The organism is Mycobacterium sp. NGS67 (assembly GCF_059812185.1).
On sequence record NZ_JCALCF010000029.1, the window covers coordinates 43,857 to 58,299 of the forward strand.

A 14,443-nucleotide genomic window follows, 5' to 3' on the forward strand; every position below is an offset into this window, starting at 1 on the left:
ACGGGCGGTAACCTGGACATTTCCAGCTTGCGTGTATCGGGAAGGACCTGGCCGAGGCGGCCGATGATCGATGAACCGTAAAAACGTGATCCGCACCATCACGGCGATCGCCGTTTTAGTGCTGCTCGGCTGGTCGTTCTTCTACTTCGGCGACGACACCCGCGGTTACAAACCCGTCGACACCTCGGTGGCGATGGCCCAGATCAACAGCGACAACGTCAAGAGCGCGCAGATCGACGACCGCGAACAGCAACTGCGGCTGACCCTGAAAAAGGGCAACAACGACACCGAGAACGCCGACAAGGTCATCACCAAATTCCCCACCGGCTACGGCGTGGACCTGTTCAACGCGTTGAACGCCAAGAACGCCAAGATCAGCACAGTCGTGAATGAGGGCAGTCTGATCGGCGAGCTGCTGGTCTACGTGTTGCCGCTGTTGCTGCTGGTGGGGCTGTTCGTCATGTTCTCCCGCATGCAGGGTGGCGCCCGGATGGGCTTCGGCTTCGGTAAATCGCGCGCCAAACAGCTGTCCAAGGACATGCCTAAGACCACGTTCGCCGACGTTGCCGGCGTCGACGAGGCGGTCGAGGAGCTTTACGAGATCAAGGACTTCCTGCAGAACCCGTCCAGGTACCAGGCCCTGGGCGCCAAGATCCCCAAGGGCGTGCTGCTCTACGGGCCGCCGGGAACCGGCAAGACGCTGCTGGCCCGCGCCGTAGCGGGGGAAGCCGGAGTTCCGTTCTTCACCATCTCCGGCTCGGATTTCGTCGAGATGTTCGTCGGGGTTGGCGCCTCCCGCGTCCGCGACCTGTTCGAGCAGGCAAAGCAGAACAGCCCGTGCATCATCTTCGTCGACGAGATCGACGCGGTGGGCCGCCAGCGCGGCGCCGGGCTGGGCGGTGGCCACGACGAGCGCGAGCAGACCCTCAACCAGTTGCTGGTCGAGATGGACGGCTTCGGTGACCGCGCCGGCGTCATCCTGATCGCGGCCACCAACCGGCCCGACATCCTCGACCCCGCGCTGCTGCGACCCGGTCGCTTCGACCGGCAGATTCCGGTGTCCAACCCCGACCTGGCCGGCCGACGGGCCGTGCTGCGGGTGCATTCCAAGGGCAAGCCGATCGCCGACGACGCCGACCTGGACGGGCTGGCCAAACGCACCGTCGGCATGACCGGTGCCGACCTGGCCAACGTCGTCAACGAGGCGGCGTTGCTGACGGCCCGCGAGAACGGCACCGTCATCACCGGCCCCGCCCTGGAAGAAGCGGTCGACCGCGTCATCGGCGGGCCGCGCCGCAAGGGCCGCATCATCAGCGAGCACGAGAAGAAGATCACCGCCTACCACGAGGGCGGGCACACCCTGGCCGCGTGGGCGATGCCGGACATCGACCCGGTCTACAAGGTGACGATCCTGGCCCGCGGGCGCACCGGGGGGCATGCGGTCGCCGTTCCGGAAGAGGACAAGGGCCTGCGAACCCGCTCGGAGATGATCGCCCAGTTGGTGTTCGCGATGGGCGGGCGCGCGGCCGAGGAACTTGTGTTCCGCGAGCCCACCACCGGCGCGGTGTCCGACATCGAGCAGGCGACCAAGGTGGCCCGCGCGATGGTCACCGAATACGGCATGAGCGCCCGGCTGGGCGCGGTGAAGTACGGCACCGAACACGGCGATCCGTTCCTGGGCCGCACCATGGGCACCCAGCCGGACTATTCGCACGAGGTTGCCGGGGCGATCGACGAAGAGGTGCGCAAGCTGATCGAGGCCGCCCACACCGAGGCGTGGGAGATCCTCACCGAATACCGCGACGTGCTGGACACCCTGGCCGGCGAGTTGCTGGAGAAGGAGACCCTGCACCGGCCCGAGCTGCAGGCGATCTTCGGCGACGTCGAAAAGAGGCCCAGGCTGACGATGTTCGACGACTTCGGGGGGCGGATCCCGTCGGACAAGCCGCCGATCAAGACGCCCGGCGAACTGGCGATCGAGCGCGGCGAGCCGTGGCCGCGGCCCGTCCCCGAGCCGGAGTTCAAGGCCGCGATCGCGCGCGCCAGCAAGGCCGCCGAGGATGCGCAGGCGGAGTCGCAAGGCAACGGCGACAGCGGTTCTCAGGCACCCAATGGTTCTCGTGGCCCCACTCAGCCCGACTACGGCGCACCGGCCGGCTGGCACGCACCCGGGTGGCCGCCCAAGTCGTCCAACCGTCCGCAACCCGCACCCAGTTATCCCAGCCCGGATACCGACGAGGACCCCGCCGAGTCCGACCAGCACGAGAAGGACGTGACTCGGTCCAACCCGCCGGCCCACGGCTGAATAACGGAGGCTTCGATGACGCAGCTGGATTCCAGGAATCGGGTGCGGGAGTTCGACCAATCCCGCGCCGAGGCCGCCGTTCGCGAGCTGCTTGTCGCGATCGGCGAGGACCCGGACCGAAATGGCTTGCGGGACACTCCCGCTCGCGTCGTTCGGGCCTACCGGGAGATATTCGCCGGCCTCTACACCGATCCGGCCTCGGTGCTGAACACCATGTTCGACGAGGATCACGACGAACTGGTGCTCGTCAAGGAGATACCGATGTACTCCACCTGCGAGCACCATCTGGTGTCATTTCACGGAGTGGCCCATGTGGGTTACATCCCCGGGGAGGACGGCCGCGTCACCGGTCTGTCGAAGATCGCCCGGCTGGTCGATCTGTACGCCAAGCGTCCGCAGGTCCAGGAACGACTCACCAGCCAGATCGCCGACGCCCTGGTGCGCAAGCTGGATCCGCGCGGCGTGATCGTGGTCGTCGAGGCCGAGCACCTGTGCATGGCGATGCGCGGCGTGCGCAAGCCGGGCGCGATCACCACGACGTCGGCGGTGCGGGGTCAGTTCAAGACCGACGCCGCCTCTCGAGCCGAGGCGCTCGATCTCATTCTGCGCAAGTGAATTCGGCGCCGGTGCAGGTGATGGGGGTGCTCAACGTCACCGATGACTCGTTCTCCGACGGCGGCCGCTACCTCGAGGTCGGTGGCGCCGTGGAGCACGGTCTGGCGCTGGCCGCCCAAGGCGCGGAGATCGTCGACGTCGGCGGCGAGTCGACGCGCCCCGGCGCCACGCGCGTGGCACCGGACGTCGAGGCCCACCGCGTCGTCCCCGTGGTCAAAGAGCTTGCCGCGCAAGGCATCACGGTCAGTATCGATACCATGCACGCGCAGGTCGCCCGGGTGGCGCTGGAGAACGGCGCTCAGCTCGTCAACGACGTGTCCGGCGGGCGGGCCGACCCGGCGATGGCGCCCCTGCTGGCCGAGGCGAAGGTGCCGTGGGTGTTGATGCACTGGCGGCCCGTGTCGGCGCAACATCCGCATCAGGTCCCGGACTACCGGGACGTGGTGGCCGACGTGCGCGCCGACCTGCTGTCCAGCGTCGACGACGCGGTGGCCGCCGGCGTCGACCCGGCCAAGCTGGTGATCGACCCCGGACTGGGATTCGCCAAGACCGGACAACACAATTGGGCGCTGCTGCACGGTTTGTCGGCGTTGGTCGCCACCGGGGTGCCGGTGCTGGTCGGGGCCTCCCGCAAGCGTTTCCTGGGGACGCTGCTGGCCGGCCCCGACGGCGTCCCCCGCCCGCCGGACGGCCGCGAGACGGCGACCGCGGTGATCTCGGCGCTGGCCGCCCTGCACGGGGCGTGGGGTGTGCGGGTGCACGACGTGCGCGCTTCGGTCGACGCGCTCAAGGTGGTCGCGGCCTGGCAGGGGGTGTCCGATGGCTGATCGAATCGAGTTGCGCGGCTTGCGGATTCGTGGTCATCACGGTGTGTTCGAACACGAGCGGCGCGACGGCCAGGACTTCGTCGTCGACATCACCGTGTGGATCGACCTCGCTCGCGCCGCGGCCAGTGACGAACTGACCGACACCCACGACTACAGCGTGCTGGCCCAGTTGGCCGCCGACGTGGTCGGCGGAACCGCCCGGAACCTGATCGAAACCGTCGGGGCGCAGATCGCCGAGGAAGTGATCACCGACGAGCGCGTGCATGCCGTGGAAGTGACCGTGCACAAGCCGCAGGCGCCCATCGCGCAGAATTTCGACGACGTGGCGGTGGTGACCCGGCGGTCGCGCCGCGGCGGTCGAGGTTCGGTGATCCCGGTCTGATGTCGCGCGTGGTGCTCTCGATCGGATCCAACCTGGGCGACCGGCTGGCCCGGCTGCAGTCGGTGGTGGACGGACTCGGCGACGCGCCCGGACCGACGCTGGTGGCGGTGTCTCCGGTCTACGAAGCCGATCCGTGGGGCGGGGTGGACCAGGGCCCGTTCCTCAACGCGGTGGTGATCGCCGACGATCCGGGCCGCGATGCGTACGGCTGGCTACGCCACGCGCAAGAACTCGAGCACGCCGCCGGACGGGTGCGCGAACTGCGCTGGGGGCCACGCACTCTCGACGTCGACCTGATCACCTGCTACGACGGCCCGAGCGAAGTGCTGAGCAGTCGAAGCGAGTTGACGTTGCCCCACCCGCATGCGCATCTGCGGGCGTTCGTGTTGATCCCCTGGCTGGATGTCGATCCCGAAGCCGAGCTGACGCTCGCCGGCGGGCCGCAGCCCGTCGCGAAGCTGCTCGCGGAACTCGAACCCGCCGACCGGGCCGGTGTGCGACCGACGTCGTTGACGCTGGAACGCTGATGGGACCCACCCGCAAACGTGACCTGAGCATCCTGGTGCTCGGTGCCGCCGTGGTGGGTTACCTGCTTATCAACGCGCTGTACCGGTGGTTCCCCCCGATCACGTTGTGGACGGGCATCTCGCTGCTGGTGGTCGCGTTCGCCGAATGGCGATGGGGCCGCTTCGTGCGCACCAAGATCGACGACGGCGAGATCGGGGACGGACCCGGCCGGCTGCATCCGCTGGCGGTGGCGCGCAGCGTGGTGGTGGCCAAGGCGTCGGCGTGGGTGGGTGCGCTGGTGCTGGGTTGGTGGCTGGGGGTACTGGTCTATTTTCTGCCGCGAATGTCGTGGATGCGGGCGGCCGCCGAGGACACCGCCGGTGCCGTGGTGGCCGCCGTCAGCGCGTTGGCCCTGATCGTCGCGGCGTTGTGGTTGCAGCATTGCTGCAAGTCCCCACCGCAGGATCCGGCCGAGCACGGCGAGGGAGCCGAGACCTAGCCGGGCGGCAACTCGGCGCGAGAATCGCCGGACTGGCGCGACACGCCAAGTGACCTCGCCCGGTACAGTCAGGGGCCATGACCGTTCTGTCCCGCGGCGCCCGGGTCCGGCGCGGCGGCCGCAGGCCGGGGTGGGTGCTCTTGACGACGTTGCTGGTGCTGGCCATCGGGGCCAGTTCCGCACTGGTTTTCACCGATCGCGTGGAACTTCTCAAGCTAGCTGTGATCCTGGCGCTGTGGGCCGCTGTCGCCGGCGCTTTCGTGTCGGTGCTGTACCGCCGGCAGGCTGAGGCGGACCAGGCCAGAGCCCGGGACATGAAGTTGGTCTACGACCTTCAGTTGGATCGGGAGATATCGGCGCGCCGGGAGTACGAGCTGACGGTGGAGTCGCAGCTGCGCCGCGAACTGGCTGCCGAGATCCACGCGCAGGCCGCCGACGAAATCGCGGCGCTGCGGGCCGAACTGGCCTCGTTGCGCACCAACCTGGAGATCCTGTTCGACACCGACCTCGAGCAGCGACCAGCGCTGGAAACCCTGGGCCGAGACGGCGCCCGGGCCTTGACCGATCGAGCCCCCAACGGCGCCCAACACGGTGACCTCCCGCCGGCCGACTGGGTGACCAGCGACCGCGTCACCGCAGTGCGACGGGACGAGCGGATCGCCCGCACCGACGACACGGCGATCATCGACGTGCCCGAGGAACCGCTCTTGCCGCCGCGTCCTGAGCCGGCGCGCGAGTATGCGCCCCCGGCGCCGCCCCCACCTCCGGAGCCGTTTGTCGGGCCGCGGCACCGGCCCCCTCCACCAGCACAGCCGCAGCCGCAACCCGCTCCGCCAGCACAACAGCCGCAGCCGTGGCAACCGGTCGCGGCGGAAGGGCAGTGGTTGCCGCCCGGCGCGCCCGGCAGCAACTGGGTGTCCCCCGAAGAACCCGCTGCCCCCGCGGCGTCGGGCGGGCGCCGGCGACGCCGGGACGATGCTGAGGACGCGGCGCCACCGGTGGCCCAGGTCGACGAGCCGCCCCAGTACGGGGGTCGCCGGTCGCGGTCGCGCCACTCCGAGGAGTATCGCGAGTTCGGTGTGGGTAGTTTCGCGCGTCCGGCCGAAAGCGCCGTCGAGGAGATCCCGTCGGCTCCCCCCCAGCAACCCGAACCCCCCGCGCCGGCGCCTCGGCATCGCAGCGCCGAGGAGGAAAACGAGCAACCCGCTGAAGCCGAGCGGCACGCCGCCGGGCAGACGGTGGCCGACCTGATGGCGCGGCTACAGGTCCAGCCCGGCGGGGGCGGACGGCGTCGTCGCCGCGAGGGATGAACTGGGGTCCCACCGGTGGATCGACTACAGTCTTAGTGACCGTCCGGTACCCGCGCCGCGGGACTGGAACGAACGAATAACTCTGTGAGGTCGTCTGCGATGGGGCAGTTCGACGGTGTGCGCCCGGCCAGGCTCAAGGTGGGAATCATCTCCGCCGGCCGGGTGGGCACCGCGCTGGGGGTCGCGCTGGAGCGCGCCGACCACGTCGTGGTCGCGTGCAGCGCCATCTCCCACGCCTCGCTGCAGCGGGCGCAGCGACGATTGCCCGATACCCGGGTGCTGCCGCCACCGGACGTCGCTGCCAGCGCTGAACTGCTGTTATTGGCGGTTCCCGACAGCGAGTTGCCCGGTCTGGTATCCGGCTTGGCCGCCACGTCGGCGGTGCGGCCCGGGACGATGGTGGCGCACACCTCCGGAGCCAACGGCCTCGCGATCCTGGCGCCGCTGACCGCACAAGGTTGCATACCGCTGGCCATCCACCCGGCGATGACGTTCACCGGCTCCGACGAGGACATCGTCCGGTTGCCCGACACCTGTTTCGGTATCACCGCAGCCGACGAAGTGGGTTACGCCATCGGTCAGTCGCTGGTGCTGGAAATGGGTGGCGAGCCGTTCGCTGTGCCCGAGGACGCACGTGTTCTTTATCACGCCGCGCTGGCCCACGCCGCCAACCACTTGGTGACGGTACTGGCCGACGCGCTCGAGGCATTGCGGGCCGCGGTGCGCGGCGACGAACTGCTCGGCGCGGAACGCGTCGACGACCAGCCGGGCGGCATCGCCGAACGCATCGTCGGGCCACTGGCGCGCGCGGCGCTGGAGAACACCCTGCAGCGCGGGCAGGCCGCGCTCACCGGGCCCGTCGCCCGCGGTGACGCCGCCGCCGTAGCCGGGCATCTGCGGGCATTGGAAGCCGCGGATCCGCAACTGGCGCAGGCCTATCGGGTGAATGCGCTGCGGACCGCGCAGCGCGCCCATGCCCCCGCGGCCGTTGTCGAGGTGTTGGCGCGATGAGGTCCAAGAAGGCGCCGACGTTCGACCGAGGCCAACTCAACGTCTACGAAACACCGCGGGACGTCTCCGATGTCACCCGCGCGCTGCGGCACACCGGACGACGAATCATGTTGGTGCCCACCATGGGAGCGCTGCACGACGGTCACCTGACCCTGGTGCGCGCCGCCAAGCGGGTGCCGGGTTCGGTGGTCGCGGTGTCGATCTTCGTCAACCCGTTGCAGTTCGGCGCCAACGAAGACCTCGACGCCTACCCCCGCACCCTCGATCAGGACGTTGCGCTGTTGCAGACCGAGGGTGTGGAAATCGTGTTCGCCCCGAACGCGACGGCGATGTACCCCGACGGCATGCGCACCACGGTGCAGCCCGGCCCGCTCGCCGCCGAGCTCGAAGGTGCCGCGCGGCCAACGCATTTCGCCGGGATGTTGACCGTCGTGCTGAAACTGCTGCAGATCGTGCGCCCGGACCGCGTCTTCTTCGGCGAGAAGGACTACCAGCAACTGGTATTGGTCCGGCAAATGGTCGCCGACCTCAACGTCGGCGTGCAGGTGGTCGGCGTGCCGACCGTGCGGGAGGCCGACGGCCTGGCGATGTCGTCGCGCAACCGTTACCTGGACCCGGCGCAACGTGAACTGGCCGTGGCACTTTCGGCGGCGCTGACGGCTGGGGCGCACGCTGCCACCGAGGGTGCGCAGGCCGCGCTGGACGCGGCGCAGGCCGTGCTCGACGCGACGCCGGGGCTGGTGCTCGACTATCTGGAACTGCGCGACACCGAGTTGGGCCCGGTGCCTACCAATGGGTCCGGCCGGCTGCTGATCGCGGCGCGGCTCGGCGCCACCAGACTGCTGGACAATGTTGCTATCCAAATCGGTAATCTCGCCGACACCGCCATCGGGTCGGACGAATCATATTGGAGGAACTGATGTTACGGACGATGTTGAAGTCGAAGATCCACCGCGCCACCGTCACCCAGGCCGACCTGCACTACGTGGGATCGGTCACCATCGACGCCGACCTGATGGACGCCGCGGACCTGCTCGAGGGCGAACAGGTCACCATCGTCGACATCGACAATGGCGCCCGGCTGGTGACCTATGCGATTACCGGCGAACGTGGTAGCGGCGTCATCGGAATCAACGGCGCCGCAGCACATCTCGTACATCCAGGCGACCTGGTCATCCTCATCGCCTACGGCACCATGGAGGACGCCGAGGCGCGCGCCTACCAACCGCGGATCGTGTTCGTCGACGCGGCGAACAAGCAGATCGACCTCGGCCACGACCCGGCCTTCGTGCCCGACGGCGTGGACGAACTGCTCGACCCGCGGATCGGTGTGCGATAACCGTGCTGCTGGCGATCGACGTCCGCAACACCCACACCGTCGTCGGTCTGCTGTCCGGCGCGAAGGAACACGCGAAAGTCGTGCAGCAGTGGCGGATTCGCACTGAGTCCGAAGTCACCGCGGACGAACTCGCGCTCACCATCGACGGCCTGGTCGGTGAGGACGCCGAGCGACTCACCGGTGCCGCGGCGCTGTCCACCGTTCCCTCGGTCTTGCACGAGGTGCGGATCATGCTCGAGCAGTACTGGCCGTCGGTGCCGCACGTGCTGATCGAGCCCGGGGTCCGCACCGGGATCCCGTTGTTGGTCGACAATCCCAAGGAAGTGGGTGCCGACCGAATCGTCAACTGCCTGGCGGCATTCAGCAAGTTCGGCAAAGCCGCGATCGTCGTCGACTTCGGTTCCTCGATCTGCGTGGACGTGGTGTCGGCCAAGGGCGAGTTCCTCGGGGGCGCCATCGCGCCCGGCGTGCAGGTCTCCTCGGACGCGGCCGCGGCCCGCTCGGCGGCGCTGCGGCGGGTCGAACTGGCCCGGCCGCGGTCGGTGATCGGCAAGAACACCGTGGAATGCATGCAGTCCGGCGCGGTGTTCGGTTTCGCGGGGCTGGTCGACGGACTGGTCGGCCGGATCCGCGACGACGTCAAGGGTTTCTCCGCCGACGACGACGTCGCCGTGGTCGCCACCGGCCACACCGCGCCGCTGCTGCTCCCCGAACTGCACACCGTCGAGCACTACGACCAGCACCTGACGCTGGACGGACTGCGGCTGGTCTTCGAACGCAACCGGGATGCCCAGCGCGGCCGGCTGAAGTCCGCACGCTGAAGCGAACGACGGCGCGAGTTCATTTAAGCTGGCACGTCGTGAGTTCCCCCGATCAAGACGCCGCCGCGGATCTTCCCGAACAATTCCGGATCCGTCGGGACAAGCGGGCTCGGCTGTTGGCCGACGGGCACGACCCCTATCCGGTGGCCATCGATCGCACGCACACGCTTGCCGAGATCCGGGCCGCCTACCCGGACCTGCCCACCGACACCGCGACCGAGGACGTCGTCGGTGTCGCGGGGCGCGTGGTGTTCGCCCGCAACACCGGAAAACTGTGCTTCGCGACGCTCCAAGACGGTGACGGAACCCAGCTGCAGGCGATGGTCAGCCTGGACAAGGTCGGACAGGCCTCGCTGGATGCCTGGAAGGCTGACGTGGACCTGGGCGACATCGTCTACGTGCACGGCACGGTGATCAGTTCACGGCGCGGGGAATTGTCGGTGCTGGCCGATTCCTGGCGGATGGCCGCCAAGTCACTGCGGCCGTTGCCCGTCGCGCACAAAGAGATGAGCGAGGAGGCGCGGGTCCGGCAGCGCTACGTCGACCTGATCGTGCGCCCGCAAGCGCGCGACGTGGCCCGGCAGCGGATCGCGGTCATCCGCGCGATCAGGAATGCGCTGGAACGCCGCGGGTTCCTCGAAGTCGAAACGCCGATCTTGCAGACGTTGGCCGGGGGCGCGGCGGCGCGGCCCTTCGTCACCCATTCCAATGCGCTCGACATCGATCTTTACTTGCGGATCGCTCCGGAACTGTTCCTCAAGCGCTGCATCGTGGGCGGTTTTGACAAGGTCTTCGAACTAAATCGAGTGTTCCGAAACGAAGGAACCGATTCCACCCATTCGCCGGAATTCTCAATGCTGGAGACCTACCAGACCTACGGCACCTATGACGATTCGGCGGTCGTCACTAGGGAACTTATTCAAGAGGTGGCCGACGAGGCGATCGGCACCAGAGAACTTCCGATGCCAGATGGCAGCGTGTACAACATCGACGGAGAATGGGCAACTCTTGAGATGTATTTCTCACTCTCCGACGCACTCGGGGAAGAGATCACACCCGATACTTCGGTTGACAGTCTGCGTGCGATCGCGGCTCGGCTAGACGTGGAGATTCCCGACGACCGGGGTTTTGGGCACGGCAAACTCGTCGAAGAACTTTGGGAACACGCGGTCGGCAAGAGCTTGACCGCACCCACATTTGTCAGGGATTTCCCCGTCGAGACCACCCCTTTGACCCGCCAGCACCGCAGTATTGCCGGGGTCACCGAGAAGTGGGACTTATACCTGCACGGCGTGGAGCTGGCCACCGGTTACTCGGAATTGAACGACCCGGTGGTGCAGCGGGAGAGATTCGCTGATCAAGCGCGTGCGGCGGCCGCCGGCGACGACGAGGCGATGCTTCTCGACGAGGATTTTCTCGCCGCTCTGGAGTTCGGTATGCCCCCTTGCACCGGAACGGGAATGGGTATCGATCGGTTGTTGATGTGTTTGACCGGGCTGTCAATTAGGGAGACCGTTTTGTTCCCGATTGTTCGGCCGCACTCCAACTGAACTGGCGGAGTTGTGCCGGATTGAGTATTTGAGGTTCTTATGGCAGATTAGTTCCGGGGAGTCTATCCGAACTGGATCTGTAACAGCACACGAAGAAACGTGAGGGTAAGCCAATGGCGAAGAAAGTGACCGTCACCTTGGTCGATGATTTCGACGGTGCCGGCGCCGCCGACGAAACGGTTGAATTCGGGCTTGACGGGGTGACCTATGAGATCGACCTTTCGAGTAAAAATGCGGCGAAACTGCGCAACGACCTGAAGGGCTGGGTGGCTGCCGGGCGCCGGGTCGGGGGCAGGCGGCGCGGTCGTTCGGGTACCGGACGGGGCCGCGGCGCCATCGACCGTGAGCAGAGCGCCGCGATTCGGGAATGGGCGCGCCGCAACGGGCACAACGTGTCGACCCGCGGCCGTATCCCGGCCGACGTCATCGACGCCTTCCACGCCGCAACCTAACCGCACGACACGCTTGATCCGGCGTCCGGGCCCGAGGCCTGAGCGCCGGATTTTTTTGCCTTTCGCTTGCGGCGAACCGATCGGCGGGCATTGGCGGAAACGCATGGACGTCCTTTTGCGTTATCCCCTTTGTGCTTCGGTGTCGCTGCGTACCGCGAGGTTAGTACCGCGGCGGGCCGACCATTAGAGTGGACGGAAGGTACGCGACGTCGGCCCCTGTGCCGGCTGGGTCGAACGAAGACAGGGTGTCGTCGTTTCGAGACGGAGTACCGATGGTGAGGGAGAGCAGGTAATAACCGATGTTTGAACGTTTTACCGACCGTGCCCGCAGGGTCGTCGTTCTGGCTCAAGAAGAGGCCAGGATGCTCAACCACAACTACATCGGGACTGAACACATCCTGCTGGGTCTCATCCACGAAGGCGAAGGCGTCGCAGCCAAGTCACTGGAGTCCCTGGGCATCTCGCTGGAAGGCGTGCGCAGCCAGGTCGAGGAGATCATCGGCCAAGGCCAGCAGGCACCGTCCGGGCACATCCCGTTCACCCCGAGGGCCAAGAAGGTCCTCGAGCTGAGCCTGCGCGAGGCGTTGCAGCTGGGCCACAACTACATCGGCACCGAACACATCCTGCTGGGCCTGATCCGCGAGGGTGAGGGCGTGGCGGCGCAGGTGCTGGTCAAGCTCGGTGCCGAGCTGACCCGGGTGCGTCAGCAGGTGATCCAGTTGCTGAGCGGCTACCAGGGCAAGGAGGCCGCCGAAGCCGGCACCGGTGGTCGTGGCGGCGAGTCCGGCTCTCCGTCGACGTCGCTGGTCCTCGACCAGTTCGGCCGCAACCTGACCGCGGCCGCCATGGAAGGCAAGCTCGACCCGGTCATCGGCCGCGAGAAGGAAATCGAGCGGGTCATGCAGGTGCTGAGCCGCCGCACCAAGAACAACCCGGTGCTGATCGGCGAGCCCGGTGTCGGCAAGACCGCCGTCGTGGAGGGGCTGGCCCAGGCCATCGTGCACGGCGAAGTTCCGGAGACGCTCAAGGACAAGCAGCTCTACACCCTGGACCTGGGTTCGCTGGTCGCCGGTTCGCGCTACCGCGGTGACTTCGAGGAACGCCTGAAGAAGGTGCTCAAGGAGATCAACACCCGCGGCGACATCATCCTGTTCATCGACGAGTTGCACACGCTGGTCGGGGCGGGTGCTGCCGAGGGCGCAATCGACGCGGCCAGCATCCTCAAGCCCAAGCTGGCCCGCGGTGAGCTGCAGACCATCGGCGCCACGACGCTAGACGAGTACCGCAAGTACATCGAGAAGGACGCCGCCCTGGAGCGCCGCTTCCAGCCGGTGCAGGTCGGCGAGCCGACTGTGGCGCACACCATCGAGATCCTCAAGGGTCTGCGGGACCGCTACGAGGCGCACCACCGGGTGTCGATCAGCGACTCCGCGATCGTGGCTGCCGCCACCCTGGCGGACCGTTACATCAACGACCGGTTCCTGCCGGACAAGGCGATCGACCTGATCGACGAGGCGGGGGCGCGCATGCGGATCCGCCGGATGACCGCTCCGCCAGACCTGCGCGAGTTCGACGAGAAGATCGCCGAGGCGCGCCGGGAGAAGGAATCGGCGATCGACGCCCAGGACTTCGAGAAGGCCGCGAGCCTGCGGGACCGGGAGAAGCAACTGGTCGCGCAGCGGGCCGAGCGCGAAAAGCAGTGGCGCTCAGGCGACATGGACGTGGTCGCCGAGGTGGACGACAACGAGATCGCCGAGGTGCTGGGCAACTGGACCGGCATCCCGGTGTTCAAGCTCACCGAGGCCGAGACCACCCGGCTGCTGCGCATGGAGGACGAGATCCACAAGCGGATCATCGGCCAGGTCGACGCCGTCAAGGCTGTTTCGAAGGCGATCCGCCGTACCCGTGCCGGGCTGAAAGACCCCAAGCGCCCGTCGGGTTCGTTCATCTTCGCCGGCCCGTCCGGCGTCGGTAAGACCGAGCTGTCCAAGGCGCTGGCCAACTTCCTGTTCGGCGACGACGACGCGCTCATCCAGATCGACATGGGCGAGTTCCACGACCGCTTCACCGCGTCGCGGCTGTTCGGTGCCCCGCCCGGGTACGTCGGCTACGAGGAGGGCGGCCAGCTCACCGAGAAGGTGCGCCGCAAGCCGTTCAGCGTGGTGCTGTTCGACGAGATCGAGAAGGCCCACCAGGAGATCTACAACAGTCTGTTGCAGGTCCTCGAGGACGGCCGGCTCACCGACGGTCAGGGCCGCACGGTGGACTTCAAGAACACCGTGCTGATCTTCACCTCGAACCTGGGTACCTCGGATATCTCCAAGCCGGTGGGGCTGGGCTTCAGTCAGAGCGGTGGGGACAACAACTACGAGCGGATGAAGCAGAAGGTCAACGACGAGCTGAAGAAGCACTTCCGCCCGGAGTTCCTCAACCGCATCGACGACATCATCGTCTTCCACCAGTTGACTCGCGACGAGATCATCCAGATGGTCGACCTGATGATCGAGCGGGTCGGCAAGCAGCTCAAGACCAAGGACATGTCGATGGAGCTGACCGACAAGGCCAAGGCACTGCTGGCCAAGCGCGGCTTCGACCCGGTGCTGGGTGCGCGTCCGCTGCGGCGCACCATCCAGCGCGAGATCGAGGACCAGCTCTCGGAGAAGATCCTGTTCGAGGAGATCGGTCCGGGCCAGATCGTCACCGTCGACGTCGACAACTGGGACGGCGAAAGCGCCGGCGAGGACGCGAAGTTCACCTTCACCGGGACCCGCAAGCCGACCGAGCCGGACCTGGCCAAGGCCGGGGCGCACAGCGCGCCGGAGTAG

The 14,443-nt window shown here is 67.3% G+C and carries 14 protein-coding genes; all 14 read left to right on the forward strand.

From position 1 onward, the window contains the following. Positions 1-70 precede the first annotated feature (70 nt). The 14 genes from ftsH to clpC1 all read left to right on the forward strand — a co-directional run bounded on the left by ftsH (position 71) and on the right by clpC1 (position 14,443). Positions 71-2,305, forward strand: coding sequence for an ATP-dependent zinc metalloprotease FtsH (gene ftsH, locus AC5Y4D_RS22240; protein WP_500038214.1), 2,235 nt, complete (start codon positions 71-73; stop codon positions 2,303-2,305). 15 nt (positions 2,306-2,320) lie between these two features. Beyond that, positions 2,321-2,920, forward strand: a complete 600-nt coding sequence (gene folE, locus AC5Y4D_RS22245) for a GTP cyclohydrolase I FolE (RefSeq protein WP_500038215.1) — start codon at positions 2,321-2,323, stop codon at positions 2,918-2,920. Next, positions 2,917-3,747: a dihydropteroate synthase gene (folP, locus tag AC5Y4D_RS22250; RefSeq protein WP_500038216.1), complete on the forward strand. Its 831-nt coding sequence runs from the start codon at positions 2,917-2,919 to the stop codon at positions 3,745-3,747. The genes folE and folP overlap by 4 nt, the downstream gene beginning before the upstream one ends. Next, positions 3,740-4,129, forward strand: coding sequence for a dihydroneopterin aldolase (gene folB / locus AC5Y4D_RS22255; protein ID WP_500038217.1), 390 nt, complete (start codon positions 3,740-3,742; stop codon positions 4,127-4,129). The genes folP and folB overlap by 8 nt, the downstream gene beginning before the upstream one ends. Next, positions 4,129-4,656: a 2-amino-4-hydroxy-6-hydroxymethyldihydropteridine diphosphokinase gene (gene folK, locus AC5Y4D_RS22260; RefSeq protein ID WP_500038218.1), complete on the forward strand. Its 528-nt coding sequence runs from the start codon at positions 4,129-4,131 to the stop codon at positions 4,654-4,656. The genes folB and folK overlap by 1 nt, the downstream gene beginning before the upstream one ends. Further along, positions 4,656-5,135 carry a DUF3180 domain-containing protein gene (locus tag AC5Y4D_RS22265; protein WP_499943265.1) on the forward strand — a complete coding sequence of 160 codons (480 nt, stop codon included), beginning with the start codon at positions 4,656-4,658 and terminating at the stop codon, positions 5,133-5,135. Before folK ends, AC5Y4D_RS22265 begins: the two co-directional genes overlap by 1 nt. Positions 5,136-5,212: 77 nt before the next feature. After that, the gene (locus AC5Y4D_RS22270; RefSeq protein ID WP_500038219.1) at positions 5,213-6,445 is read left to right on the forward strand and encodes a DUF6779 domain-containing protein; all 1,233 of its coding nucleotides are present in this window, start codon (positions 5,213-5,215) and stop codon (positions 6,443-6,445) included. 99 nt (positions 6,446-6,544) lie between these two features. Then, positions 6,545-7,456 carry a Rossmann-like and DUF2520 domain-containing protein gene (locus tag AC5Y4D_RS22275; protein ID WP_500038220.1) on the forward strand — a complete coding sequence of 304 codons (912 nt, stop codon included), beginning with the start codon at positions 6,545-6,547 and terminating at the stop codon, positions 7,454-7,456. Next, the gene (gene panC, locus AC5Y4D_RS22280; RefSeq protein ID WP_500038221.1) at positions 7,453-8,376 is read left to right on the forward strand and encodes a pantoate--beta-alanine ligase; all 924 of its coding nucleotides are present in this window, start codon (positions 7,453-7,455) and stop codon (positions 8,374-8,376) included. Before AC5Y4D_RS22275 ends, panC begins: the two co-directional genes overlap by 4 nt. Then, positions 8,376-8,795, forward strand: coding sequence for an aspartate 1-decarboxylase (panD, locus tag AC5Y4D_RS22285; protein ID WP_499943261.1), 420 nt, complete (start codon positions 8,376-8,378; stop codon positions 8,793-8,795). Before panC ends, panD begins: the two co-directional genes overlap by 1 nt. A gap of 2 nt (positions 8,796-8,797) precedes the next feature. After that, positions 8,798-9,616 carry a type III pantothenate kinase gene (locus AC5Y4D_RS22290; protein ID WP_499943260.1) on the forward strand — a complete coding sequence of 273 codons (819 nt, stop codon included), beginning with the start codon at positions 8,798-8,800 and terminating at the stop codon, positions 9,614-9,616. A gap of 38 nt (positions 9,617-9,654) precedes the next feature. Then, complete coding sequence (gene lysS / locus AC5Y4D_RS22295; RefSeq protein ID WP_500038222.1) at positions 9,655-11,166, forward strand: lysine--tRNA ligase; 1,512 nt, start codon at positions 9,655-9,657, stop codon at positions 11,164-11,166. A gap of 113 nt (positions 11,167-11,279) precedes the next feature. Further along, positions 11,280-11,618 (forward strand): histone-like nucleoid-structuring protein Lsr2, encoded by a 339-nt coding sequence (gene lsr2, locus AC5Y4D_RS22300; protein ID WP_499943258.1) that lies wholly within the window; start codon positions 11,280-11,282, stop codon positions 11,616-11,618. Positions 11,619-11,917: 299 nt separating this feature from the next. Then, positions 11,918-14,443 (forward strand): ATP-dependent protease ATP-binding subunit ClpC, encoded by a 2,526-nt coding sequence (gene clpC1, locus AC5Y4D_RS22305; protein ID WP_499943257.1) that lies wholly within the window; start codon positions 11,918-11,920, stop codon positions 14,441-14,443.

Coding starts and splice junctions, on each gene's coding strand:
- ftsH (WP_500038214.1), top strand. CDS start 71: ATGAACCGTAAAAACGTGATCCGCACCATCACGGCGATCGCCGTTTTA.
- folE (WP_500038215.1), top strand. CDS start 2,321: ATGACGCAGCTGGATTCCAGGAATCGGGTGCGGGAGTTCGACCAATCC.
- folB (WP_500038217.1), top strand. CDS start 3,740: ATGGCTGATCGAATCGAGTTGCGCGGCTTGCGGATTCGTGGTCATCAC.
- folK (WP_500038218.1), top strand. CDS start 4,129: ATGTCGCGCGTGGTGCTCTCGATCGGATCCAACCTGGGCGACCGGCTG.
- AC5Y4D_RS22265 (WP_499943265.1), top strand. CDS start 4,656: ATGGGACCCACCCGCAAACGTGACCTGAGCATCCTGGTGCTCGGTGCC.
- AC5Y4D_RS22270 (WP_500038219.1), top strand. CDS start 5,213: ATGACCGTTCTGTCCCGCGGCGCCCGGGTCCGGCGCGGCGGCCGCAGG.
- AC5Y4D_RS22275 (WP_500038220.1), top strand. CDS start 6,545: ATGGGGCAGTTCGACGGTGTGCGCCCGGCCAGGCTCAAGGTGGGAATC.
- panC (WP_500038221.1), top strand. CDS start 7,453: ATGAGGTCCAAGAAGGCGCCGACGTTCGACCGAGGCCAACTCAACGTC.
- panD (WP_499943261.1), top strand. CDS start 8,376: ATGTTACGGACGATGTTGAAGTCGAAGATCCACCGCGCCACCGTCACC.
- lsr2 (WP_499943258.1), top strand. CDS start 11,280: ATGGCGAAGAAAGTGACCGTCACCTTGGTCGATGATTTCGACGGTGCC.
- clpC1 (WP_499943257.1), top strand. CDS start 11,918: ATGTTTGAACGTTTTACCGACCGTGCCCGCAGGGTCGTCGTTCTGGCT.